At 52.8% G+C, this 26,520-nt stretch carries 18 protein-coding genes and 2 pseudogenes; 13 read left to right on the forward strand and 7 right to left on the reverse strand.

What is annotated here, in order from left to right:
* The first annotated feature begins 8 nt into the window (after nucleotides 1-8).
* The 10 genes and pseudogenes from KI367_RS15780 to KI367_RS15830 all read left to right on the forward strand — a co-directional run bounded on the left by KI367_RS15780 (nucleotide 9) and on the right by KI367_RS15830 (nucleotide 16,433).
* A complete protein-coding gene (locus KI367_RS15780) occupies nucleotides 9-2,612 on the forward strand; it encodes a DUF5696 domain-containing protein (RefSeq protein WP_212950819.1) in 2,604 nt (867 codons plus the stop codon).
* Nucleotide 2,613: 1 nt separating this feature from the next.
* A complete protein-coding gene (locus KI367_RS15785; RefSeq protein WP_036713845.1) occupies nucleotides 2,614-3,510 on the forward strand; it encodes a carbohydrate ABC transporter permease in 897 nt (298 codons plus the stop codon).
* Nucleotides 3,511-3,525: 15 nt separating this feature from the next.
* Complete coding sequence (locus KI367_RS15790; protein ID WP_052147280.1) at nucleotides 3,526-4,479, forward strand: carbohydrate ABC transporter permease; 954 nt, start codon at nucleotides 3,526-3,528, stop codon at nucleotides 4,477-4,479.
* 100 nt (nucleotides 4,480-4,579) lie between these two features.
* Nucleotides 4,580-7,414 carry an alpha-mannosidase gene (locus KI367_RS15795; protein ID WP_444544269.1) on the forward strand — a complete coding sequence of 945 codons (2,835 nt, stop codon included), beginning with the start codon at nucleotides 4,580-4,582 and terminating at the stop codon, nucleotides 7,412-7,414.
* A 254-nt stretch (nucleotides 7,415-7,668) separates the two neighbouring features.
* A complete protein-coding gene (locus tag KI367_RS15800) occupies nucleotides 7,669-9,495 on the forward strand; it encodes a sensor histidine kinase (protein ID WP_212950823.1) in 1,827 nt (608 codons plus the stop codon).
* A pseudogene (locus KI367_RS15805) lies at nucleotides 9,488-11,077 on the forward strand (response regulator). Before KI367_RS15800 ends, KI367_RS15805 begins: the two are co-directional and overlap by 8 nt.
* Before the next feature lie 168 nt (nucleotides 11,078-11,245).
* Nucleotides 11,246-12,649, forward strand: a complete 1,404-nt coding sequence (locus tag KI367_RS15815; protein WP_212950827.1) for a carbohydrate ABC transporter substrate-binding protein — start codon at nucleotides 11,246-11,248, stop codon at nucleotides 12,647-12,649.
* Nucleotides 12,650-12,775: 126 nt separating this feature from the next.
* Nucleotides 12,776-13,660, forward strand: coding sequence for a carbohydrate ABC transporter permease (locus tag KI367_RS15820; protein WP_212950828.1), 885 nt, complete (start codon nucleotides 12,776-12,778; stop codon nucleotides 13,658-13,660).
* Nucleotide 13,661: 1 nt separating this feature from the next.
* Nucleotides 13,662-14,552 carry a carbohydrate ABC transporter permease gene (locus KI367_RS15825; protein ID WP_081992665.1) on the forward strand — a complete coding sequence of 297 codons (891 nt, stop codon included), beginning with the start codon at nucleotides 13,662-13,664 and terminating at the stop codon, nucleotides 14,550-14,552.
* Nucleotides 14,553-14,675: 123 nt separating this feature from the next.
* Nucleotides 14,676-16,433, forward strand: a complete 1,758-nt coding sequence (locus tag KI367_RS15830) for a glycoside hydrolase family 35 protein (protein WP_212950830.1) — start codon at nucleotides 14,676-14,678, stop codon at nucleotides 16,431-16,433.
* Between the two features lie 149 nt (nucleotides 16,434-16,582).
* Here the strand turns inward: KI367_RS15830 and KI367_RS15835 are convergent, their stop codons facing one another.
* The 7 genes and pseudogenes from KI367_RS15835 to KI367_RS15865 form a co-directional block, all read right to left on the reverse strand.
* A complete protein-coding gene (locus tag KI367_RS15835) occupies nucleotides 16,583-17,476 on the reverse strand; it encodes a cation diffusion facilitator family transporter (protein ID WP_212950832.1) in 894 nt (297 codons plus the stop codon).
* A 264-nt stretch (nucleotides 17,477-17,740) separates the two neighbouring features.
* Nucleotides 17,741-18,388, reverse strand: coding sequence for a metal-dependent hydrolase (locus KI367_RS15840; RefSeq protein WP_212950834.1), 648 nt, complete (start codon nucleotides 18,386-18,388; stop codon nucleotides 17,741-17,743).
* Between the two features lie 259 nt (nucleotides 18,389-18,647).
* Nucleotides 18,648-18,851, reverse strand: a pseudogene (locus tag KI367_RS15845) (helix-turn-helix domain-containing protein); the annotation flags it as partial.
* A 172-nt stretch (nucleotides 18,852-19,023) separates the two neighbouring features.
* A complete protein-coding gene (locus KI367_RS15850) occupies nucleotides 19,024-19,944 on the reverse strand; it encodes a phosphoenolpyruvate carboxykinase (ATP) (RefSeq protein ID WP_036713855.1) in 921 nt (306 codons plus the stop codon).
* Between the two features lie 101 nt (nucleotides 19,945-20,045).
* Nucleotides 20,046-20,171: a paeninodin family lasso peptide gene (locus KI367_RS15855; RefSeq protein WP_036713858.1), complete on the reverse strand. Its 126-nt coding sequence runs from the start codon at nucleotides 20,169-20,171 to the stop codon at nucleotides 20,046-20,048.
* A 16-nt stretch (nucleotides 20,172-20,187) separates the two neighbouring features.
* Nucleotides 20,188-22,137 (reverse strand): asparagine synthase-related protein, encoded by a 1,950-nt coding sequence (locus KI367_RS15860; protein WP_212950836.1) that lies wholly within the window; start codon nucleotides 22,135-22,137, stop codon nucleotides 20,188-20,190.
* A gap of 114 nt (nucleotides 22,138-22,251) precedes the next feature.
* Complete coding sequence (locus KI367_RS15865; RefSeq protein ID WP_052147283.1) at nucleotides 22,252-22,671, reverse strand: VanZ family protein; 420 nt, start codon at nucleotides 22,669-22,671, stop codon at nucleotides 22,252-22,254.
* Between the two features lie 171 nt (nucleotides 22,672-22,842).
* Between KI367_RS15865 and KI367_RS15870 the strand changes: the two genes are divergently transcribed.
* From KI367_RS15870 to KI367_RS15880, 3 genes are all read left to right on the forward strand, one after another.
* The gene (locus KI367_RS15870) at nucleotides 22,843-24,801 is read left to right on the forward strand and encodes a glycosyl hydrolase family 28-related protein (RefSeq protein ID WP_036713860.1); all 1,959 of its coding nucleotides are present in this window, start codon (nucleotides 22,843-22,845) and stop codon (nucleotides 24,799-24,801) included.
* A 243-nt stretch (nucleotides 24,802-25,044) separates the two neighbouring features.
* Nucleotides 25,045-25,794 carry a YveK family protein gene (locus KI367_RS15875; RefSeq protein WP_036713863.1) on the forward strand — a complete coding sequence of 250 codons (750 nt, stop codon included), beginning with the start codon at nucleotides 25,045-25,047 and terminating at the stop codon, nucleotides 25,792-25,794.
* Between the two features lie 55 nt (nucleotides 25,795-25,849).
* Nucleotides 25,850-26,464, forward strand: coding sequence for a CpsD/CapB family tyrosine-protein kinase (locus KI367_RS15880; RefSeq protein WP_306433242.1), 615 nt, complete (start codon nucleotides 25,850-25,852; stop codon nucleotides 26,462-26,464).
* Nucleotides 26,465-26,520: the final 56 nt, after the last annotated feature.

A 26,520-nucleotide genomic window follows, 5' to 3' on the forward strand; every position in this document is an offset into this window, starting at 1 on the left:
GATGAAACGTGGGCATTCGCAAAAAACAAGCGGCAGGCTTCCTGTGCGTTTTGCTCCTGACGGCGGCGGTTTGGGGCGCCGCGGACAGCGTGCCGCCGCGCAAAGAGGCGGAAGCTTCCGGAGCTCCGACCTCCGAAACGGCGGCTGCGAAATCCGCAGCGCCGCAAACGGATCCGGCCGGTCACAGCGCCATGCCGGCGCTCGCGCGCCATGCGCAGGCCGCTCCAAACACGCCGCAAGAGCTTGCAGCGCTGGAAACGATGGAGGTTGCGGCGGAAAATGAGCGGCTGAAGCTGTTCGTCAACCGGGAGACGGCGGAAATCGCCGTGCAGGAGAAGGACAACGGATACGTATGGTTTTCCAATCCGCCCGGGCGAAACGAAGACCCGAAAGCGTCTCCGCTGTACAAATCCGAGCTGTCCGCACAGGTGCTGCTTACGTATTACAACGACAAAGGCCAGGTCAATGCCTTCAACAGCTTTGACGACAGCGTGGCCAAACAGCAGTTCAAGCTGACGCAGGTCGAAAACGGAATCCGGGTGGACTACCGGATCGGGAACGTGAAGCAGTCCTTCCCGAACATTCCGAAGGTGATCGGCAAAGAGCGTTTCGAGCAGGACATCCTCGCCAACATCCAGGATCCGGACCAGCGGGACGACATCAAATACAAATTCCGCTTCGACGAAAAAAAGCAGGTATACGAAGTGCGGAAGCTGCAGGATTACGTAGCCGAGGAAGTGTCCGCCGTATTGGAGGCGGCAGGCTATACGGCGGAGGATGCCGCTGCCGACAACCAGGCCAACGGAGCGGGCGGCGAGGCGGCATCCGAAGAGCCGGAATTTGCCGTCCCGGTCGTTTATGCGCTTGACGGGGACAGCCTGGTCGTATCGGTTCCGGCAAAGGAGCTGAAGGCCAACAAGTCGTTTCCGATCGCCTCGCTTCAGCTGTTGAAATTTTTCGGCGCGGCGGATACCGGAAAACAAGGATATATTTTTGTGCCCGACGGCTCCGGCGCACTCATCCATCTTAACAATCAAAAGCTTCATGCCGAAGGGTATGACCTGCCGATCTACGGGAATGACGGGGCATTCGACGTGAAGGAGAAAATTCAGACGAACGAGGCGTCCCGCCTGCCGGTGTTCGGATTAAAGCAAAACGACCATGCGCTCGTCGGCATCATCGAGGACGGGGAAGCGGGAGCCAGCGTTGCGGCCGACATCAGCGGGCGCAACGATTCCTACAATACGGTCGGCGCCAAATTCCAGGTCACGGCGATGGACTATTACACGCTGTCGTCCGGCACGAAAACGAGCGCGGTGCCGATGTTCCAAACGGGCAAATATGAGGGGAACCTGCAAGTCCGGTATGCGTTTTTGTCCGGCGATGACGCCGATTATACAGGGATGGCCGCGGCTTACCGCACATACTTGGAAGGCAAATACGGCTTGAAGCCGCTGCAGGCTTCGTCCGGCAGCCCGTTCGTGCTCGAGCTTGAAGGCGCGTTCCGCAAACAGAAATCGATGCTCGGCATTCCTTACCGGTCGACCGAAACGTTAACGACCTTTGAGGAAGCGCAAACGATCGTCGGCGAGCTGAAGGCTGCCGGGGTCCAGAACATCGACCTGCGGTTCGTGGGCTGGTTCAACGGCGGCATTCGCCATGGTTCGCCGGACGACGTTGAGGTGACCGGGGCTTTGGGCGGCAAAAAGGGATTGCTGAAGCTCTCGGACTATATGAAGCAAAACGGATTCCGGTTTTACCCGGACGCCGCGTTCGTGGAAAAATACAAAGGCGGTAAAGGCGCGGCTACGCTCCTCGACCGCAGCAAAGCGGAGGTATTCGCTTATAATCCGGTGACGCATGCGAAGGATACGAGCAAATTTTCGCACTATCTTCTGTCGCCGCATCGGCTGCCCAAGCAGGCGGACGGATTTTTGGCCGATTATGCCAAGCTGGGCGTTCCCGGGCTGTCGCTGCGGGATTTGGGCCGCGAGGTCCATTCCGATTTCGACCCTGCGCATCCCGTGAGCAGGCAGGATTCGCTCAAAGCATCGGTGCAAGCCATGGAGCTTCTCAAAAATAAGACGGGCTCGCTGATGGTTGAAGGCGGCAACGCCTACAGCCTGCCGTATGCCGACGTGATCGTCGATGCGCCGGAGCGCAGCAGCAGGCTTAACATTACCGACGAAGAGATTCCTTTTTTCCAGATCGCGCTCCACGGCTATTTCGATATTGCCGGAGCCCCATACAACATGGGCGGGCTGCAAAATCCGCGCCTGTCCATGCTGAAGTCGCTGGAAACCGGCTCGGCCGTCTATTACCAATGGTTCGCAAGCGACGCGTCCAAGGTAAAGGATACGGACTATAACCACTTGTACGCGCTGAACTACAAGGATTGGATCGGCGAGGCGGCGGAATTGTACAAGGAGTCGAACCGGGTGCTTGCGAAAGTGCGGAATCAGGTCATTACGGCCCACGTCCGCCTGGCTCCGGGCGTCGTCAGAACGACGTACGCAAACGGCCTAACCGTAACCATCAATTACAATCGGGCGGCGGTGGCCGTGGACGGCCTGCAGCTTCAGCCGCAGAGCTATCACGTAGGCGGTGAATAACATGTTCAGAAAATCGTTAACCTTGTCCCAGAAAAAGCAGCTGTACGGCCTGCTGTTCGTCACGCCGCTTATTTTGGGGCTCGTCATCCTGTTCCTGCTGCCGCTGATCCAGTCCTTCCGGTTCAGCCTCAGCACCATTCGGCTCGTTGAAGGCGGCTTTGCCGTCGATTACAAAGGATGGTCCAACTACGGCAGCCTGTTTACGACCAACCCGGATTATCCGCGCAAACTGACCGAATCGGTCGTCAACATGGTCGTCAACGTGCCGATCATCATCATTTTCAGCCTGTTCGCCGCGGTGCTGCTCAACCAGAAGTTCCGGGGGAGGGCGCTTGCGCGCGCGATATTTTTCCTGCCGGTCATTTTGGCGTCCGCGGCGATCGCCAACCTGGATATCAGCAGCTTTGTCGGGGGTTCGACCCTGTCCGGAAGCAGCGGCGAAAGCGGAGGCGGGATGCTGCAAAGCTTCGAGCTCAAAAAAATGCTGACCGAATCCGGGCTTGCGCCGGTGTTCGTCGATTACATTACGGGCGCGGTGGACCGCATATACGAAATCATCAGCTCGTCCGGGGTGCAAATCCTGATTTTTCTTGCCGGGCTGCAGTCGATTTCGCCGGCCTTGTACGAGGCGTCGCGGATCGAAGGGGCGACGGGCTACGAAATTTTCTGGAAGGTGACGTTTCCGATGATGACGCCGCTCATCCTGACGAACACGGTGTATTCGATCATCGATTCTTTCAGCCGGAATTCGATCAATTCCCTCATTTCCGAAACGGCGTTCAAATCGTTCGAATTTGGCCAAAGCGCGGCGATGTCCTGGGTGTATTTCGCGGTCGTGACGGCGATCCTGGGCATTTCGACGGCCATCATTTCCCGAAAGGTATTCTACTATGACTGATAGGAGGAGAAGGCCATGAAATCGCCCGCCGCATACGCGGATATCATCCAGTACCGATTCAATCCCCTGGAAAAATCCAAGCTTTGGCTGTGGAAAGCCGTGCGCACCGTCATGATCGTCGGCTTTTGCTTCATTATTTTGTTTCCGCTGTTTTTGCGGCTCTCGGTAGCCTTTCGCAGCAAAGCCGACATTTACGATCCGACCGTGCTTTGGATTCCGCGGCATTTTACGCTCGACAACATCAAAATCGCGATGGAGGCGACCCAATATTTCCCGGCCCTCCTGAACACGTTCCTCATATCGGCCGGAACGACGATCGTCCAGCTGGCTTCGTGCGCGCTTGCGGCGTATGCCTTTGCAAGGCTGAAGTTCCGGGGCAGCGGCCTGCTGTTCGGCCTCGTCATTTTCACGATCGTGGTGCCGCCGCAAACCATCATGATTCCGCTGTACCTGACGTACCGCTATTTCGATTTGTTCGGTTTGATCAAGCTGTTTACGGGCAAATCCAGCCTGAACCTGATCGATACCTTCTGGCCGTTCCTGATTTCCTCCGCAACCGCGATGGGGCTGAAAAACGGCTTGTACATTTACATTTTCCGCCAGTTTTTCCGCGGGATTCCGAAAGAAATCGAGGAGTCGGCCTTCGTCGACGGCGCGGGCGTGCTGAGAACCTTTTACCGGATCATGCTGCCGAACGCCGTGCCGGCCATCATTACCGTCGTTTTGTTTTCGTTCGTCTGGCAGTGGAATGACAGCTATTACGTGTCGCTTTTCCTGAGCAAGGTCAAAGTGCTTTCCACGCAGCTGATGGACATGGGGTCGGCGCTTGGCAAGGAGCCGGATCTGGTCTACCAGTCGATGCTCCTGAACACGGGCGTGCTGCTCCTGACCGCGCCGCTGATCATTTTATACCTGTTCGTGCAGCGGTATTTCGTGGAAAGCGTGGAACGGACGGGCATCGTCGGTTAAACCGGCACATACGATCGCCTGTTTCATGCATGCGGCCTGCGCATCGTTTGATCGAGGAGCGTTGGCGGACCCGTCATGCGTCATAAGAAAAAATCTTAGAATGGAGAGCGGAATATTGGCACAATCAAAGACGGTACATATCGTTTCGCACACGCATTGGGACAGGGAATGGTATCTGCCTTATGAAAAACATCATGTGCGCCTGGTCAAGCTGATGGACGAGCTGCTGGCTATCCTGGAAAAGGATCCGGATTTCAAAAGCTTTCATCTCGACGGGCAAACGATCATGCTGGACGATTATGTGCAGATCCGCCCGGAAAAGCGGGAGCTTCTCGAGAAATACGTACGCGAAGGCCGCATCCATATCGGCCCGTGGTATGTTTTGCAGGACGAGTTTCTGACCAGCAGCGAAGCCAACGTGCGTAATCTGCTATACGGTCACCGGGATGCGGCCCGTTACGGCGCGATAAGCAAAACCGGGTATTTCCCCGACTCCTTCGGCAATATGGGGCAGGCGCCGCAACTGCTGCGCCAGGCCGGCATCGGGAACGCCTTTTTCGGACGGGGGGTCAAGCCGACGGGGTTCAACAACGAAGTCAGCGAGGCGGCGGCGTACGAATCGCCGTATTCGGAAATGATCTGGGAAGCTCCCGACGGTTCGCGCGTCCTTGGCATTTTGTTCGCCAATTGGTACAGCAACGGGAACGAAATGCCCGTGGAACCCGGGGAAGCGGTGGCCTATTGGGAACAAAAGCTGCAGGATGCGGAAAAGTACGCTTCAACGCCGCATCTGCTGATGATGAACGGATGCGACCACCAGCCGGTGCAGCAGACGGCCGCCGCGGCGATCCAAACGGCGCAAGCCCTGTTTCCGGAACAACGTTTCGTCCATTCCAACTTGGCGGATTACGCCAAGGCCGTATCCGAAAACGTGCCGGAGCATCTGTCGGTCGTCCGCGGCGAACTTCGCAGCCAGCATACGGACGGCTGGTCCACCTTGGTCAACACCGCGTCGTCGAGAATATACCTGAAGCAAATGAACAACCAGGGACAAACGCTGCTGGAAAAAACGGCCGAACCGCTCGCCGTTTTCGCCCATTTGACGGGGAAAGCGCCGTATCCGCATCATCTGTTCGAATATGCCTGGAAAACGCTGATGCAAAACCATCCCCATGACAGCATTTGCGGCTGCAGCGTGGACGAGGTGCATGACGAGATGGTGGCCCGGTTCGCCAAAAGCAGGCACGTGGCCGAAGCGATCGTCAGCGACAGCCTGGACGCGCTTGCGGATGAGATCGATACGAGCCGGTTCGGCCGGTTCCTTCGGGAAGGGGAAACCGCACATCCGCTGGCGGTATGGAATACGACCGGCTGGAAACGTTCCGGCGTGGCGACGGCGGAGCTTGAGATCGAGCGGATCTATTTCCGGAGCGGCATCGGTTTTGCCGAAATGAAAAAAACGCTGAAGACGCTGCCGATCGGCCGGTTGCGCATGATCGATCCGGACGGGGAAGAGGTGCCGTTTTCCTATGAGGACCTCGGCATCGCGTTCGGCTACGACCTGCCCGATGACCGCTTCCGCCAGCCTTATTTCGCAAGGAAAATCCGGGTACGCTTCGAAGCGGGGCGCGTGCCGGGGATCGGGCATAAAACGTTTGCCGTCGTCCGCGGAAAGCAAGGAGGCGCGGGCATCGCAGGCCGAACCGCCGCCGGTCTCGCACCTGCCAATGCTCCGGCGGGAAACGATGCGCCCCGTCCATCGCTGGTGACCGGACCTAACCGCATGGAAAACGAATATTTGGCGGTGACGATCGAACACGACGGTTCACTGACCGTCATGGACAAGGCAACCGGCCGGATGCTGCGGGACCTGTGCATCTATGAGGACACCGGCGATATCGGCAACGAATATATGTACAAGCAGCCTGACGGCGATCTGCCGATCACGACGAAGGGCCTGGCCGCCGACGTCACGTTGGCCGAAGACGATCCGTACCGGGCTTCCTTCGATATTGCGCATACGCTTCGCATTCCCGTTTCCGCGGACGACACGCTCGGGGAGGAGCAGCGGGAGCTGGTTTGGTTCACGGGACGAAGGGCAGGCCGTTCTTCCGTCATGACGGATTTGCGCATCTACACCCGGATCACGCTCGAACGCGAAGGCCAAGGCATCCTTGTCGAGTCCGCGTTCGACAATCAAGCGGAAGACCATCGGCTTCGGATGCTGTTCAAACCGGGCATCGTCGCCCAGACGCACAAGGCGGATTCGATCTTCGAAGCGGCGGAAAGAAGCAACGTCCCGGCCGCGGAATGGAAAAAACCGAGCAACTGTCATCATCAACAGGCCTTCGTATCGATCCGGGACGAACGGCAGGGCCTCCTGATCGCCAACCAGGGGCTGCCGGAATACGAAATCATGCAGGAGGAATCGACGGCGGGAATTGCCGTCACGCTGCTGCGGGCGGTGGGGGAAATGGGAGACTGGGGCCATTTTCCGACGCCGGGGGCGCAGTGCAAAGGAAAACATACGGCGCGCCTGATGATCGTCCCTTTTTCGCCGGATGAATTAGGTCAGGGAAAAGGAGGTTTGGACGAGGAGGGCGCCATGGTTCTGGCGCATCAATTCCAGGTGCCGTGGCTGGCGCAGCAAACGGGGATGCATGGGGGCCGCCTTCCGGCCGTTCATTCTTATCTGTCCTGGGAAGGGAAGGGGCTTCTGTTCTCGGCGCTGAAAATGTCCCCGGAGGATGCCGTTGTGGCTCGGTGGTTCAATACCGAAAAAGACCCGCGGCTTCTGCGCATCGAACCTTCTTTTGCCGTTCAAGAGGCAAGGGAAAGCAACATTATGGAGGAGCCGCTGGAACGGGTGGATCTCGCGGAGATCGCGGCAGGGCCCGCGGAAATCAAAACGGTTTTGCTTCGGCCCAAGACATAAATGCTTGCAGCCGCTGCAGGGACGCCCCGCGTCTTCTGCGGCGGTTTTTTGTTTCGGTTCGGGGAGGCGCATCCGGCTTGCGGAGTCCAGGCTGCCAAGGCGGAAACGGTTGCTGAGGTGCCCGATTTCTCCCGTTTATCGGGAACCCGGACGCGGGACAGTTTCCGTTGACGGTTTTCGACGGTGGCGGTTAGTATAGGTTATGACTTGGGGAACAGCCCCGGGCCGAGGAGATCTTACGCGGGGGGAATTCGATGTTGATCCGTACTTTAGGTTCCCGAATCAAAAGCAAGTCCTTCGTTTTGCGGCGCTTGTCGATCAAAAACCGGCTGCTGGCCGCCTTTGTCATTACCTCGCTTTTGCCGGTCGTTATCGTCAGCGTTTATTCCAACATGAAATACCAGGCTTCGGTAACGAACAAAATCAGCGCATACTCCATGCAGATCCTGGACGAGCTTTCCCAAAACGCCACGCGCGAGCTCGAGCAATATGAAACGTTAAGCGAAAACATCATCATCAACCCTTCCATCCAGGACGGCCTGCGGCGTTTCGATACGATGACCGACTACGAAAAAAACCAGCTGAAAGTCCGGATCGGAAACGAGATGGGGCAGCAAATTTTCCAGCTCGGCAACATCAGCAACGTCATGATTTTGAACAGCAGCAGCGAGACGTTTTTCGATCTCGGCTTCGAGCTGTATCCGTCGGCTTCCATTCAAGCCATGCTGGAGCAAACAAGCCACTCCATTGGAAACGCTTACTGGACGTATCTTCGTTCCAGCCGGGGGACCAATACCATCGCGCTTAGCCGGATCATTTATTCGGAGGACGCGCTGAACAAGCAGCTCGGATACGTCATCATTTTTATCGACGAAAAAGTGTTTTCGCGCAACATTTATAAATTCGTCAATTTGGGGACGGGCAGCAGCATTTATATTACGGACGCCAGCGGCATGGTGATTTCGTCGCTATCGGAAGACATCCCCAAAGGAAGCCGCTTTGCGCCCGATGAAATCCATGCGGTCATCGACCGGCAGTTTCACCGGGAGGGGAGGCTGGCGACGTTTCATGCCAACGTCGATAAACACGAGTATCTCGTCGGCAGCGCCTATATCCGCTCGGCCAACTGGTTTTTCGTGGGCATGATCCCGCAAAAATTCATCGTGTCGGAGCTGTCGGAAATGCAGCGGAACCTGGTCTTTATTTGTCTTTTGATCGTGCTGTTGTCCGGCATGATTTCGATGTGGATTTATTTTACGATCCATAGTCCGATGCGCTCGCTGCTCATGTACGCCAAGCAAATCCGGATGGGGAGGCTTGTAGCCAAAGCCGAGGCGCGTTCCAAGTACCCGGACGAGATGGATATGTTGACCGAAACGATCGACGGGATGGTGGAGCAGCTGAAGCGGCTGATCGCCCAGGTGCAGACCGAGCAGCAGGCCAAACGCGACGCGGAACTGAAAATGCTGCAGGCGCAAATCAATCCGCATTTTTTGTTCAATACGTTAAACTCCCTGAAATGGTCCGCGATGCTTGGGGGAAACGAATCGGTCACGAGCGGCATCGAGTCGCTTTCGGAACTGCTCCGCAGCACGATCATGGTCAAGGACGAATTCATTCCGCTGCGGACCGAAATCGAAAATCTGCGCCATTACGCCAACATCCAGCGCATACGTTACGGAGATTCTTTCGTGCTGCATACCGACGTGGACGAGGAGCTTTCCGAGACGCTGGTGCCCAAATTCATTTTGCAGCCGATCGTGGAAAACTCCATTCTGCACGGCGTGGGAGACGATGAAAAGCGGGTGGGCATCACGGTCAAAGCCACCTGCCGCAATCATGTGCTGGCCATTCGGATTACCGATGACGGCAAAGGGTTCGACATGAGCGCGGTGAAGCCGAAACAGGCTTCGCGCTCGAAGCTGTCGGGCCTCGGGATCGCGAACGTTCATGAGCGGATCAGGCTGCATTTCGGCGCGAATTTTGGGCTTGCAACGACCAGCACGGTCGGGGAAGGGACCGAGACGGTCATTACGATTCCAATCTATCGAAGCGAGGGGGAAGGGGAGCATCATGTATAAAGTGCTTATCGTCGATGACGAAATGATCGTCCGTCATGCGGTGAAAACGCTGATCCGCTGGGAAGGCAGCCGTTTTGCGTATTCGGGGTCGGCGTCCAGCGGGGCGTCCGCGCTGAAGATGGTGCGCGAGCAGCATCCGGATATCGTCATCACCGACATTAAAATGCCCGAGATGGACGGGATCGAGCTGATTAAACACCTTGTGGCCTCCGGCTTTGACGGAGAGATCCTGGTGCTGAGCAACTTCAACGATTTCGAGCTGGTGCGCGAAGCGCTGAAATGCGGCGCCCATGACTATATGTTGAAGCTGACGCTCAAAAGCGAAAATTTCATGCAAACCTTAAACGAAATCGCCAGCAAGCTGGACGAAAAAAAACGCCAGCCGGGCGTTGCTCTTACGGTGGAGCGGAAGGACCAAACAAACCGGATTCACGATCTGCTTCTCGCCCTGCGCGATTCCGTCGACGCGGCCCAGCTTCCCGGCCTGAGCCCGGAAGTCGCATCGGAACTGCTGCCGCCGGGTCACGGCGTGACCCTGTTCGCCATTCAAGTGGATACGGCAGGGGAAAAAAGGGACGAAACCTCGCTGACGCGTGCTCTCAGCCAGCTGTGGAGCGACGTCTACCCGGGGAGCAGCTGGCAATGTACCGTGGCGGAGGAGGAACGCAGGTTCCTGCTCGCCGCGGCTTATCCTGCGGATACACAAACGGTAGAGCCGGCCGAGATGGCAGGAAGGATCGCCAGCCTGGCCGCCATGTACTACAGCCTGAACGTCGATATCGTTTACGGGAAACCGGCATTCGGCCTGGAAGAGCTGATCGATGAAATGAGGCGCTGCCGCAAAGCCAGGACGTTGTTGTTTTACCAAGAAGCCGGGCGGGTGTGCTTGCCCAGCGATACCGAAGCCGCCGAATATGATCCTGCGTACGAACGGATGGAATCGGAGTGGACGGAGGACATCCGCACGGGCCGGCCGGAGTTTGCCGCCGAATGGGAGCATCGGGCGCTGCGGCTCATCAGGGAAGGCGCCGCGCGCAGGCTGCTGCCGCGGGTCGTCAAACGGACGGTATGCGAGGGAATGTGGACCTTAAGCCGCAAGTTAGGGCTTGAGCAGCGGCGGGAGTTCGACCATTCGCTTTGGCTGGAACGGATTACCGGAGCGGGTAGCGACACGGAGCTGCTTATGCTCGTCTCGGAGCTGGCGCAGGACGTGCTTGCCCTTGCAGGGAGCGACGCGAAGCTTCGGGCGATTCGGCCGGAGATCCGAAAGGCGCTCGGCTACTTGGAAGAGCATTACGCCCAAGCGGTTTCGATCCGGGACGTGGCGTCCCATGTCAATTTGTCGGAAACGTATTTATTCCAGATTTTCAAAACGGAAACCGGAAAAAGCATCATGACTTACCTGAATGAGCTGCGCATGGCCAAAGCGTATGAGCTGCTGTCCTCGGGCCAGCTGCTGGTCAAGTAGGCTGCGGCCGAGGTCGGCATTCATGATCCGTTTTATTTCAACCGTTTGTTCAAAAAGCATTTCGGCATCGCGCCAAAACACGTCAAACCGAAAGAAAATCCAGCTTTAAGATAAAAGTTATGCCAAAATGCACCATTTTACGTTGCCATCCTAAAATCGTACAGGTACGGCGCGAGCGGTTTCAACATGAGCATAAAATCGTCCATGTCATTCATTCCGTGCTCCATTTGGCGCCGTTTGAGGCAGAGGTATAATGACAACAAGGAAAAAGGAGGTCATGGAATGAAATGGAATAAGTTTCTCACCGTTGTAAGCGCTTGCGCATTGTCCGTATCCCTCATTGCAGGCTGCGGTAACGGCGGCAGCAGCGGTGCTTCCGGAGCGAATGAAGGCGGCAAGGACGCGGCGGGATCGGGCGGCGACGGTTCCAAGCAAGTCGCCAACGGCGAGCTGAACGTCGCTGTTTTCCAAGGCGGCTACGGCCGCGAATATTGGGATCAGGTCATCGAAGCGTTCATGAAAGATCATCCCGGCACGAAAATCAATCTGACGGCCAGTCCGAAAATCGCCGAGCTCGTGCGTCCGAAAATCGTAGCGGGTAATCCGCCGGATCTGCTGTACATCGCGGGGGGAGACAACATCCCGCTGCTTGACGGACTGATCAAGGACAAGGCGCTGCTGGATTTGATGGATATTTTTAATGAAAACGACGGCAGCGGTCCGCTGAAGGATAAAATTCTTCCGGGCGTGTTGGAGTCGCGCGCGATGTCCCCGTACGGCGACGGAAAAATCTATCTGGCGCCGTTCAACTTCGGCGTGCTGGGCCTATGGTACAACAAGACGCTGTTTGACGAAAAGGGATTCCAGCCGCCGAAAACCTGGGATGAGCTGTTTGCCATGAATGCGGCGGCCAAGGAGAACGGCAGGGCGCTGTTTACGTATCAAGGGATCTATCCGGGTTATCTGGAAGAAGTCATCGTTCCGGCCATTTACGACCTTGGCGGGCAGAAGGCGCTCGACCAATTTTTCAATTACGACCCCGAGTTTTGGAAAAGCGACGTGTTCAAGCAGGTATGGGGCAACATCCTCAAGTTCGCAAACGAAGATAACGGCTTGATGAAAGGCACGGTCGCGCTGAACCATACGCAGGCGCAAACGGCGTTTATGCAGGGCAAAGCGATGTTTATCCCGAACGGAACGTGGTTCGAGGATGAAATGAAGGATGCGCCGCGCGAAAGCGGCTTCCAGTTCGGCTTCCTCGGCATCCCGTCCTTTAGCGGCGGCAGCGTTAAAGCGCAAAGCAATATCGAACAAATCGTCATTCCGGCGAAAGCCAAAAATCCGGAGCTTGCCTCCGAATTCCTGAAATACATCTACTCAGACGAGAGCATTAAGCTGAATGCCGAAAAATCCAAGGCGGTCATGGCGGTCAAAGATGCGGCCGATTTGGCGAAGCCGTATATTTCGGAATCGACGTACAATGTTTACAAAGCCGTGGACAACGGCATGGAACTGGTCAACGGAACGTTTCAAACGGTAGCGAAAGGCAGCAAGTACAATCCGAAGGACGACGTATACAAAGCGATTTCTTCCCTGGTCAACAAACAGATGACGCTCGAGGAATATGGACAGAAGATGTACGACATGTATACGGAGGTCAGCAAGGAATTAAAACAAGCCCAGTAGTTCCCGCGCCCCCATGGGAAGCTAACGTGAAAGCAGACAAAAACAGGCCGTCGCGACCCGTTAGGACGCAAATGCCGATTCGGGTTGCGGCCGGCTTAAAGAACCCAAGTGGAAGGACGTGAGGGAATGACGCTGAAAACGAGGCGGCTTCTGTTTATGGCCGTATGCCTTGTTCCGGGGTTGGCCATGTTTATGCTGTTCAAACTGTACCCGACGATCCAAGTGTTTTACAAATCTTTTTACCTATGGACGGGAATCGGGGATAAGCCCAAATTCATCGGCTTCAAAAACTTCGTGGACATGTTCCGCGACGATGCGTTTCTGCTGTCTCTCCGCAACACCGGGTTTCTGATGGTCATCGTTCCCGTATTCACCCTGCTGATTGCCCTGGTCAACGCCTCGATCTTGACGCGGACAAAGCTGAAGGAGCGCGGGCTTTACCGTACGCTGTTCTTTTTCCCGAGCATTTTGTCTTTTGTCGTCATCGCGATTCTCTGGTCTTTCATTTACCATCCGACGCTCGGCTTTTTGAATTCGGGACTGGAACTGACAGGACTCGGGCAATACGCGATGCCGTGGCTCGGCGATTCCCGCACCGTATTGTGGGCGCTGGCCGTAACGATGATCTGGCAGGCCGCCGGATATTACATGGTCATTTACATGGCGGGCATCGACGGCATATCGCCCGATTTGTACGAGGCGGCGAGCATCGACGGCGCAACGCCCATGAAGCAATTCATTCATATCACGATTCCGATGCTGTGGGAAATCATCCGGATCACCATCATTTTCAGCATCAACGGCGTTTTGTCGATCAGCTTCGTCATCGTGACGATCATGACGGCGGGCGGGCCGGACCGGCATTCGGAAGTGGTCATGACTTACTTGTACCAGCAGGCGTTTACGAACTCCAATTTCGGTTACGCGATGGCCATCGGCGTTTTCGTTTTCGCATTTTCCGTGCTCCTGTCGCTGATCAGCAACAAACTTACGGAAAGGGGTTCCTACTGATATGGCACAAATTCAGACAAGCGCGGCGTTTCCTTCCCCAAGGGAACGTCGGCCGGCGAAAGCGGCTGTCATCGTCCGCAACGGGCTCCTCCGGATCTTGCTCATCCTTCAGGCGCTGGCGGTCGCGTATCCGCTGCTGTGGAACGTGATGGCTTCCTTCAAAACAAACGAAGAAGTGATGGAAAGCCCGTGGACTTTGCCGAAATCGCTGCAGTGGGACAACTACGTCCGGGCTTTCACGACCGCCAAAATCGGCGATTACATGCTGAATTCGGTGCTGGTTGTCGTCTTGTCCATGATCATGCTGATCCTGATGGCGGTGCCGACCGCTTACGTGCTCGGGCGGATGCGTTTCCGCGGGCAAAAACTCATTTCGAACCTGTATATGGCGGGGTTGTTCATCGGAGGAGTGTATATCATCGTGCCGCTGTTCATCCTAATGAACGACCTGCATATGCTCGACAACCGGTTTTGGCTCAGCGCCGTGTATGCGACGGGCACCCTTTCCTTTTCGATTTATTTGCTTACCGGCTTCATGAAATCGATCCCGTCCGATTTTGAAGAGGCCGCGATGATCGACGGCTGCGGATATTTTTCCACGTTGTTCCGGATCATTATGCCCATGGTGCGTCCCGGCATCATTACGATGGTCGTATTCAGCTTTTTCGACTTTTGGAACGAATACGTGCTTGCCATGACGCTCGTGACGAGCGACGCCAAAAAAACCATTCCGATCGGCCTCAGCAATCTGATGCAAATCCAGCAGTTTGCCACGGATTGGGGCTCCTTGTTCGCGGGACTCGTCATCGTTCTGGTTCCCACGGTCGTCATTTATACGCTGCTGCAGAAGAAGCTGACCGAAGGCCTGATGCTCGGCGGGGTCAAGGGCTGATTTTTGCGGAAAAATTGTCAAAATAGTTCTCCCAATTGCCCTCATTCTGGCTTATAATAAGCCGGATAGGGCTATTGGCAGGAAAGGCCAAAAAAAGGCACCGAGAGGGAGAGATCGAACGTAATGGCAGAATTCAAGGTTCAAGGAAACGATTTTGTTTATGAAGGGGAACCCCTTCGCATTTTTTCCGGTTCCATCCATTATTTCCGCGTGGTACCTGAATATTGGCGCGACCGGCTGCTGAAGCTGAAAGCCTGCGGTTTTAACACGGTCGAAACGTACGTGGCGTGGAACATCCACGAACCGGAAGAAGGAAAGTTCGTGTTTGACGGATTGGCGGACATCGAAGCGTTCGTCCGGTTAGCCGGCGAATTGGGGCTTCATGTCATCGTGCGTCCAAGCCCGTACATATGCGCCGAATGGGAATTCGGCGGACTTCCTGCCTGGCTGCTGGCCGATTCCTCGATGCGGCTTCGCTGCTTCGACCGTGCGTTCCTGGACAAGGTCGACCGTTATTTCGACGAGCTGCTGCCAAGATTGAAACCGCTTCAATGCACGAACGGCGGCCCGATCATCGCCATGCAGATCGAAAACGAATACGGCAGCTACGGCAATGACAAGCAATATTTGAATTACTTGAAAGAAGGCATGATCAGCCGCGGCATCGACGTGCTGCTGTTCACCTCCGACGGCCCGGAAAACCATATGCTTCAAGGCGGCATGGTGGAAGGCGTGCTGGAGACGGTCAACTTCGGTTCCAGAGCAAAGGAGGCGTTCGCGAAGCTGCGCGAATACCAGCCGGAAGGCCCGCTGATGTGCATGGAGTTTTGGAACGGCTGGTTCGACCATTGGACGGAGGAGCATCACACCCGCCCGGCCGAAGACGTGGCGAAAGCGCTCGAAGAGATGCTGGAGGAAGGCGCATCGGTGAACTTTTACATGTTCCATGGCGGCACCAATTTCGGGTTTTACAACGGGGCCAACCACGGACAGCAGTTCGAGCCGACGGTCACGAGCTACGATTACGATACGCTGCTGAGCGAGTGGGGGGATCCGACGCCGAAGTTTTATGCCGTACGCGAGGTGCTTTCCCGTTACACGGACCTGCCGGAGCTGGAATTGCCTGAGCCGATCCGCAAAAAGGCGTACGGCACCGTGCAGATGACGGAACAGGCCGGACTGTTCGGCCAGCTGGATCAGTTGTCGCAGCCGATCCGCAGGGCGTGTCCGGAGCCGATGGAGAAGGTAGGCCAAAATTACGGCTTTATCCTTTATTCCACGCGGATCAGCGGTCCGCGGCACGGCTTTGAGCTGGTGCTGCAGGACGTGCGCGACCGGGCGCTCATTTTTGCGAACGGCGAGTACGTCGGCACGGTGGAACGCTGGAATCCGGCAGGCATCCCGCTCGAAATCCCGGCCGAAGGACTGCAGCTTGACGTGCTCGTGGAAAACATGGGCCGCGTCAACTACGGCCCGCTGATGAGGGATCCGAAGGGCATCACGGAAGGCATCCGCCTCGGCAACCAGTTCCTGTACGACTGGACGATCCGTCCGCTGCCGCTTAGCGACTTGTCAGCGTTGTCTTTTGCGCCGCTGAAGGAAGAAGGAGCTTCCGTTAAGGGCGGAGCGCCGGCCTTTTACAAGGGAACGTTCGAGGTCGACGACAAGGCGGATACCTTTATCCGTTTGGACGGATGGACGAAAGGCGTCGTCTATATTAACGGCTTCAATCTCGGACGATACTGGGAAGCGGGACCGCAGAAAGCATTGTACATTCCGGCGCCGCTGCTGAAGACCGGCAGCAACGAGCTTGTCGTCTTCGAGCTTCACGGAACAAGCAATCCGGAAGTCAGCTTGGTGGACGTGCCGGATCTCGGATAGTAAACAGGGACTGTCCCGATCCTGGGGCAGTCCCTGTTTTATAATATCAGAAAGTATTAACTACAGAGCGATTGCATCCTGATATTGCAAGAAAAACTTCAACTAAACGCGGTCTGTCTACTGAGAAAGTACATCGATAGACGTTTTTCTTATTCTTCCTCTCCGTCCGCGTACCACGGATTCAAATGCACCATGACGTCCCCGACGTGTTTCATCCGCTTCATGATGCTTTGCTTCACCTCGCGGCTCACGTCATGTCCTTCCTTCACGGTCAATTGATTCGGGACGCTGACCTTCACGTCCACGATAATCGCATTGCCGAGCTCCCGGGCGCGGATGCTGTCCACCCGTTTGACGTTCGGAACCGAATAAATGATCGAGGTCAGCTGTTCCAGCTGCTCGTTCGTGACGTTTTTGTCCATCAAAATGTCGATGGCTTCGCGTCCCATTTTATAGCCGAGCCGGATGACGAGATAAGAGACGATAATGCCCGCGGCGGAGTCGCCGTATTCCGTATACGCGATATGGTATTTGTCGCCGATCAGCGCAATGCCGATCCCGATCACGGCCGCTGCCGAAGCGTAGACGTCGGCAATATGGTCATAGGCGGTCGCGATCAGGCTGCGGCTGTTTTCCGCTTTTCCGATCCGGATGCAGTACATGTACAGTGCCTGCTTCCACGCCAAGGAAACAAAAGCGGCCACAAGCGATATCCAGCTGGCTGCGGCGGGGGGCGAAAAAAAGGATTCGACGGACTTGTAAACCATCAGCAGCGCCGCCATGATCAAAATGATGGACACCAGTCCGGAAGCGATCGCTTCGGCTTTGCCGTGGCCATAAGGATGGTCTTCATCGGCCGGTTTCCTGGCGACGAGGGCGGAAGTCAAGGCGGCAACGGTTGCCACGACGTCCCCGGCGTTGTGAATCCCGTCCGCGACGAGAACTTTACTATTAAATACAAGACCCGTGACGATTTTGAGCGCCGTCAGCACCACGTTACTGATCAAGCTGATCCAAACGGCAACAATGGTTTTATTGGCCACCTGCTCTACTCCTTAAGGCAAATTAAAAATCGTTCGACCTCTTACAATATGTACCATTCATAGCGGAGAGCTTCAAGTTAAAAGTATTCTGCATATGAATAAATGTTATTCATTCCGGAAGGAACGGGCTGCCTTTTTTTGGCTTGAACAGGAAAAAACTCTCCCGACGCGCACATTTCCCGCATAGGGGGATGTGCTTTTGCGCTTGGAGAGCTTTTTGGATCATTTTTGAATGGGGACGCTTGTGCTACTGGCGATGTTTGTTTACGCAATCGGAATTTTGAACGATTTTTTGATGATGGGGTACAGCCACTTCACGCCGCTTGGCGTCAGCGAATCGGCGACCAGATGCGACAGGTATCCGGCGGTGGCCACCAGCATGATGCCCTCCACCTGAAGCTGCTTCTCTAAGCCCGAACCTATGTATGCCCATAGTCCCAGCGCCCAGACCGTGTGCGTTAATCCCCGGTGCTTCAGCCAAGGGGCGACCGCCACGAACAACCCGAATCCGAGAAGCCACGTCATCTGATGGGACAGGCCGATATACGCAAGCGCGCAGCCGATCACGCTGACAAGGATGTTGCGCATGAGTCCGTCTTTAATAATCAGTCCGAGCAAAAACAAGCTAAGCGCCGCGAGCGAATATTCCACGACAAACAGATGTTTCGCGAAATAAAGCCAGATAAGCATGACGATCAGAAGCAGGCCTGACCAGTACAGCATCTCCCGCAGCCACTTGGAAAACTGCCCGATCTTTGAACTGAGCATGCTGGGCCCGTCCAGATCGGGGCTGAGCGCCGACAAGGCGGAAACCGCGATATAAAGCGCGGCATGCTGCAGCGTAAATGGATAGTGTGCAGCCGCAGCCGCTCCGATGGCGACGCCGATCGCCATATGCGTTGAACCTTTCATGATGCCTCCTCTGACTGACCACGTGGATATAGGCAAACATATGTTTGCTATCCTATTATACATGCCGGGAGCGAGGCGCGCAAAGGTTCTTTTGATAAAAAAGGAAGTCTTATAGAACAGCTAGTTGTGGATCAATATGTATGTATTCTGTATCCAAGCCTAACCAATGCCAATGTATCCGCTTTAAATTTGTTGCAGGCCGTGCATTGCGGAGGTTTCATTCTTTCGAATCGGCGGGTTCCGTTCCGGCCGAATCCTTGGGCGACGCCCCCCTTCCCAAAAGGTAATCAATTGAAACCTGAAACAGATCAGCCAGCCGGTCCAACGTTTCATAGTCCGGCTTTCTCCGGTTTTTCTCATAATGAGACAGCGCCGCTCTGCTGATGCCGATCGAGGCAGATAACTGCTCTTGAGTCCAACCTTTCTGCTCCCGCAACTCTGCGATCCGGTGACCGTTTTTCATTCGTTCCCACCCTCCGTACATGATTCCAAGGCAATCAACTCATGCTTGGTGTGATACAAAACTGTATTTTGAAAATAACGATGCCATCAATGAGCCATTCCCAATTGAAGACGAAGAACCTGACAATCCAGACAATGGCTATCAAGTTTGAGCAGTAAACAAAGTCTTCCGGTTAGCCTTTGATCGTATCAAGGATCATGCTTGTCAGTTGATGTACCGTTTGCCCGTGCAATGGGCGTCGAAGCTGATAAAAGTCTGTCACGCCTGCCAGGCGTGCCGTCGTTTCAAAGTGCCATGACGTTAAACCGCTGTTTGGAAGGAAAAAGTTCCGATATGTATGGCGATGCAGAAGCGGCAAGCGCTCAAGCTTTCCAACCGGCCGGATCTCGGCGTGGCTGCATTCAGTCTTCATCAATTCGAAAATACCTGCTAGTGGAAATGCGCTTGCTGAAAAGCGGGAATCTACCGGAATGGCGAATTTCGTTTCGCGCTCGAACAATGGGCGATACCTGTCCGAACGCATGCCGAAAGCATCAAGACTCTCCTGCCAAAGCTTCTGTTGCGGGTAGGAGGGGGTGACGTATGGAATGTTTCGATGATCCAGTGTAACCGCGATAACATCATCGGTCAATAAATGAAACCCTCTATGCAGAAAAGCGGAAGCCAACGTCGATTTGCCGTGACCGGAATGACCGACGAAAGCATAAGCTTTATTATCGATGACAATGGCACTGCCATGTAAGGGAAGGACCCTTCTTTGCAGAAGAACGGCTCCCATGCATGTACCCAGAACGTATAATCTGATTTTATCTTCATCCGCATTTTGTTCGGGGGAAATGGTGATGGACGTTCCTCCATCTACGGCAAATATGGCCACATCAGGGACCCAAAACATGATCCGATCTTCGGTAACCGATACTTTTTTTGGTAGCTCAGAAAGTCTAATGCGGTTGTTTGATAAATCGGCATAACGAATAAATATGTCAGCGGTACAAGTAGCGGACCCTAATTTTTTTAATTCGGGCAAGGGAATATCACTCTGAATAGAGTACCCGAATGCGGTATATATGTCGTGCTTTGCCGTTATCAACAATGCGCTCACTCCATCGTCTAGAATGATGAGAGGGGGTAACCCTTTACCCGTTAAGGCGCTATGAGTTTCCCCCTTTAATTTAAGAACGTTTGCTTTATGTACTAGCTATGATGTACAGTTTCGTCTGGATCTGGTTGTACTCCGTCCGGGAGTGCTTCGCCGGGACCTGCCATCGTCATGTTCACATCAAGGATTTCTAAAGCGGGTGCTTGCCATTCTTTCTTCATGGTTTATCACCTCCTTTCAAAAGTTATTTTGTAGAAAACGATACAGGATTAAGCTCCGCATCAATAACTTGATGGAAGGGCCGTAGGCCTGATTGGGGCTAATGCCTTGGCGTGCTTCCTCCAAAGCACTTTCCAGGACAGGCATGTTTATGATTTGCTGCATTCGCGAATCGCTTCTTAAGCGGCCGAGTTCGCCAACAAAAGCAGGCCAATCCTTTGACATTCTATGGATCGAATCGGCGGCCTGAATGCCCCTTGTTCGCTGATTAAGCCGAATGGAGTCCGGAAGCCAACCTTTGGTTGAACGCCGGATTAAAGCCCGATCCATGCCATCCTGAACGAATTCTTCCATCGGGACGGACAGGCAAAAACGAATAACCCGCAGGTCGTTGGTAGGATCATGGCCATATACGGAGTAACGAAGGGAGAGCTTGCATCCGGTCGTTCCGGTCGTGCTCCACATATTTACGCGTTCAAAATGTTGTTTTCTCGCCTCAAGCGGATCCGATGGGAGGTCCGACGTTGAGCCGATCCTTGTAAATTTGTCATCTTTGAGTTTTTCGTCAATGCCTGTTTGCTTTGCAAAATCCAAATTGATTAATGTCGGAATCTCATTTGAAGAACGGAAAGGTCTCAAATGATTCATCATTGGGAATGCCTTTCGGCATACGGCGGAATAAAGGCGTTTGCGTCCGATTCCGGCATTTTTGCTGTACATATTGACCTCGCGCTTCAATCGAAGCCAGCTAATGTTCCTCATTAGTTTGGCGTAGTATTCGATTGCAGGCCCCCAAGAAATGCTATAGTTCCCTCTTGAACCTTGAAGCAGAACCCCTATCCCTTGCTGTTTCGCTTCTTCGTAAATGCCTCTTAACCAAAAAGTGTTGTCGAAAAATTTATATGGGGTTTCCAACATGTCGAGCCAATCATCAATTTCCGAAAAGGGACTTCTTCCTTTAAAGTCCAGATAATGATCATGAATATTGCCTACGAATTGTACAGTCTGTTGAATGAGCGGCCTTTCATCGGCCAATCGATGCTTGGGTGTCCAATCCGAAAATCCTTCTTCGGGCACATAACTGAACGTATGAAGTTTACGTTGTTCCTTTGCCAGCGCTCGGGCAGCGAAGCTGACAACGGACCCGGAGTCCAACCCTCCGCTTAGATGGGCGCCGATATTTTGACGGGTACGCCGTAGCCTAGCTGTTACCGCCTTGTTGTAGACTTCCTGAAACGCTTCCACATATTCCTGGGAAGAAGCAAGCCTTAAAGGGGCAACATCTGCCAGGCTGTTGTATCTGCAAATGGTCACTTGATTATTCTTGATGGTCAGGGTATGCGATGGGGGCAGTTGTTCTATACCTTTATAAACGGTGGTTGAAAGATCAGGCGGTTCGAAGACACCGCTTATGGCAAGAAATTCGGCCAGCCATCGATCGTTTAGCTCTTTATTTATGTAAGGTATCGATAATAAAGGTGCAATTACTGTACAAAACGATAGCTGATGGTTGTCACGGTGAAAATAGAGTGTTCGCGATCCCGAGAAGTCTCTTGCTCCGAAAAGCTTTTTCTTTCTCTCGTCCCAAACAACAAAAGCAAAATCTCCTACCAGCCGCTGGACCATTGGTTCGCCCCATTTTTCATAAGCCCGCAGTAAGATCTCGCTGTCCGTGAGATTTCCCCTTAAGGAATGGGGGATTTCCAACTGTACCATCAATTCATCGCGGTTATCGATGATGGCATCTGCAGTAATGGCAAGGCCGCGTTTCGAATCGTAGTAAGGCAACGTTTCCTGAGAGGACTGGCCGGTCAACCATTGTGCATGACAGCCCAGCATCACATGGTCCTTTTGCCAAACCGCGGTTTGATCGGCCGGATAATGTTCCAATGCATCCATCATAAGGTGGCAATGTTCAGGTTGCACAGGATGTTGGTTAAATCGGTAGATGCCGGCGATTGCGCTCATTGAATTTTCCTCCATTGGTTAACGCCTAGCGACATGCGCTGGTAAAGTCATCTACTTTCGGATATATCATACAACATGTTACATTATGTATCAATATTTTATTGTGATTTATTTTTATTTCTTAATCGACCTTGCATCTTTCCGAGCAACATGCAAAATTTTGCAACCTAGAAAGGCGAGATAAACACCAGTTGTATCGATCAGGGCATCGTAAATCCGGCCTCCCCGAAAAAAATACAGCTGAAGAATTTCCGTCATGACAGCGTAAAGGATCGAGAGAAAAAATGCCGGTCTGTATTTGCCGAAATTGGAGCCGATGACCGCGAGGATAAAGAAGCCTGCGAGATGGCCTGCTTTTCGTTGAACCCAATCCGCACTCGACCAGTGAAAATCAAATTTCATTAGTTCAAGCCAATCCGGGGAGGGGTTAAACCTAAAATCAACGATATGATGGTGGATGAGCATATGGAAATTAAGCGAGCAAGTAAAGATTAAAAGGATTAACGCCCATACGACGGTCAAAACAATGCGCATAGTTACTCCCTTGTCGAAATGTAATCTTGAGGATACATATCGTATCGTTTGAACAGAAAGTATCACAACTGCAGTCTTATTTCAAGGCATTTCATTTTTTATGAACGTTGGGAATTTGTACTGAACCATTTATGGAATGGATGATTACTATAGGAGTAAGGAGGAGATCATATGACGGGTCCGTATACGAATTTCATGAAAATGAAAAAGTGGTCGGGAAATGAAACGATCGCACCCCAAGATCTAAGCTCTAATTTTGAAAAGCTCGATGATGATTTGGCAAACCGCGGTATCAATGTTAAATGGTTTGGGGCTGTCGGAGACGGGGTTACGGATGATACGGCGGCTTTCCAGGCTGCGATGGCAGCCTGTGCGAAGCGATATAAACTATTTATGCCTGCTGGCGATTACCGGATCAGACAAACGATCGAGAACAATAGCCGGGGGATGTACGGTGTCGCGCCTTTTGTGGATAGCAAGCATCAAGGCACCCGTCTCATTTGGGACCCGATCGACAAAACAACGGACTTGCTCCCCTGTATACGAATCCAAGACGGAGGGATTAAAGCCGTATTCGAGGACTTCTCCGTTCATGGCGTTGTAGATTACAACTCTAAGCAACTTGGAACTTGGGTAGATAAGGCATTATTCGAACAAAACTTGTATGAAGCTTTTGGAGTAGGGGCAGCGGCTATTGAGATAGCCGGTTCTTCTAATCCGATATTCAGGAACATCGCTACATCGAAAGTGAAGGTCGGACAATTGTTGAATAATATGAATGGGCATATATCTTCATACGATTGCATGTGGAATGGGTTCATCGGTGTCTATTGCCGAAATAATTCAGGAGATTATTTTTTTCAAGGCGGGACGATTACGGGAGCATTTACGGGGGTCCTGTTGGGTACCAAGTTGGCTGCGGGTCATCGCGGGGGATTCAGTGCGCTTATTCATAGGACGCATCTTGGTTTTTCGCCGTATGCCATTTACCAGACCATTGACGGCGGACTGGAGGATTATAACAAAGCTCCTACGGTGCTAGGGTTAAGCGGAATATATATGAATGCCCAATTTGAACAATGCGGGGAAGCGGCAATAAAATTGCTTCCTAAATCGACCACCTCTAATATAAGAATATTTGGTTTCGGATTTACGTGGTCGGTAACAAGTTATTCAAATACTTCATCGGGCTGGGAATATGCGCTGCCGGATGATCTGAAACCGCCAAGCGAAAAACAGCAGTATGCAGCTTGGTTCGGAACGGTTTCAACGCCAGCAACATTCACGGATGACCTCGGTAAATTGAAGAAATCCACTGCGCCGGGGGCCGTTGGATCAGCCTATATCGATACATTAACTGGAGACAGGGAATCCGACCTCTCCGGATTGTCGATTGCCGATACCGTTATTCGGAGAAAGGTGACGCCTTTATACAAATCCGTTGACTTGCAGGCTCGCATGCAAGAAAGAGAGCATCGGGCGCTTATGCCGGTTTCGGCTCCAAATTTGCTTAGAAATCCGGAAGTGCTGTCGAATTGGACGGTGGCAAACGGATCAATCAGTTTAGTCACGACCGATCAAGTACCAATACCCATTTCAAACGAAATGAAACAAGTTATTGGCAACAATCCCGCAATACTAAAAGTAACGCCTGACGGAACCGAATATCCGAGCCTCAGGATTAAATTCAATGCACAAACATTACCATTCCACGGCGATGCCAATCGTAATTTGGCCATGCAATATTTTATACTTGAAACCGAGTATACAAACGCCAGCGACTATATGTCGATCGGGCGGATTGCTGCCCAGAATGGGGAGTACATTTTTAATGATGCTGCCGCTTGGAGGGACAAAGGCTGGAAACATCTTCGAGGGAGAGAAATGGCAAGCAAGACAGGCTTGTTGTATGAATTCAGCATCGGATTCATCCCGAAAAAAGGCGAAACCTATATTGCTGGCGTGATGGTGACATGGGACCATATCGGTTCATATTCCCCATACCCCCATCACTATGTAGCAGGGCCATTGGAAATTGGCGGACAAGGGCTTATACTGACCGATTCCGTGACGAACAGTAGGTATCAACTTACCATCCGTAACGGCAATTTGCAGATTACTCCGGTATGATAAGCGTTTTCAAAAAATCAAGTATGGCTCACGCAAAGTTGGTTTTTGTTGATTCATTCAACATGACCAACTTTTTTATTTCAAAAAAATGAAAATCCATTCTTGACATGATACATATTGTATCTTAGAGTATGGGTTGTAAATATACATATTGTATCAATCGGATTTTTTAAGCAACAATAATTGACTCACAAACTAAGCGTTTTTTATTTCAAACAGTATGAAACGGAGGGATGCAAGAGTATGGAACTGAAACAATACTTTAAGATCATTCAAAAAAAATGGTGGTTAATCGCGATCATCGTAGTCATTGCAATCACCGCCGCATGCGTAAAAAGTTTTTACTTTACCACGCCGATCTATGCCGCCAACGCCAAGTTGATCGTAAACCAGAAGGGATCGGCGGATGGCATTCTCAACACGGGGACGATACAAACAAGCATTTTCCTCATTAATTCTTATAAAGAAATTATCAAGTCATCGGCAGTCATGGATAAAGTGGTGGAGAAATTTCCTGACTTAGGGGCTACTGCTGGAGAAATCGCCGCAGGAATCTCTGTCACGTCTGCTAACAATTCACAGGTCATGAACCTGGTATACAAAGATATGTCTTACGCTAAAGCAGCCGCCATAGTAAATGCCGTCTCCAAGGTGTTCAAAGATCAAATTCCCCACATCATGAATGTCGACAACATTACCATTTTAAGTATGGCAGAAACGAAAGCGACTCCCGCTCCGATCAATCTCAACCCGATGATGAACATTCTGATTAGTCTTATCGTCTCCCTCATTTTAGGGATCGGGCTGGTATTTTTACTGAATTATCTTGACGATACATTGCGAACGGAAGCCGAAATCGTTGAGATTTTGAATGTACCTGTTCTTACTGCAATCGGTGAAATAACCAAGGGAGATCTGAAGGCGTCTCGCAAGGTGGCATCCGTGCAAAATTCAAAAGTAGGTGAGGGTAAGTATGCGGCGCTCAATCAATGATAGAAGTTTAATCGTATCCGCGAATCCTATGTCCCCCATATCAGAAGTATATCGTTTGCTTCGAACAAAAATCCATTACTTGTCCAAAGATCATGAATCAAGTGTCGTCATGGTTACTTCCTCGCAGGCGGGAGAAGGAAAAACCACGACGATCTGTAATTTGGCGGTTACCTATGCTCTTGAAGGCAAAAGGGTGCTGCTTATTGATGCCGATTTACGCAAACCATCGCTTCATCGAATTTTTTCTTTATCGAATGACCACGGTTTGAGCACGCTTTTAACGGGAAACGCGAACATGGAGGACGCGATCCAAGAAACGATGGTGGCCTGTTTGTCGTTGCTTCCTTCCGGACCGGTTCCTGCCAACCCTTCGGAGCTCATTGCTTCGGCAACACTGCAGGAGTTACTCGAAAGTGTAAAGCAGGAATATGACATGATTCTTGTTGACACTCCGCCTGTGCTCACTGCAACTGATCCGGTTATCACTAGCACGCTGTGCGATGGCGTTGTCATGGTGGTCGCTGTGGGAAGGGTTAAGAAGGATCATCTCAAGAAAGCCAAGGAACAATTAGACCATGTCAACGCCCGCATGTTGGGCATTGTTCTTAATCGAATCAACCGAGATGACCAGCAGTTATTTTACATGAAACATTATGGAGCGAAAGGCTAGTCGTTGTTCACGTGAAACGAAGGTAATGTCTACTGCACCTTTATCACTGTAGACAC

This window comes from Paenibacillus cookii (genome assembly GCF_018333375.1).
Lineage (GTDB): Bacteria > Bacillota > Bacilli > Paenibacillales > Paenibacillaceae > Paenibacillus_AQ > Paenibacillus_AQ cookii.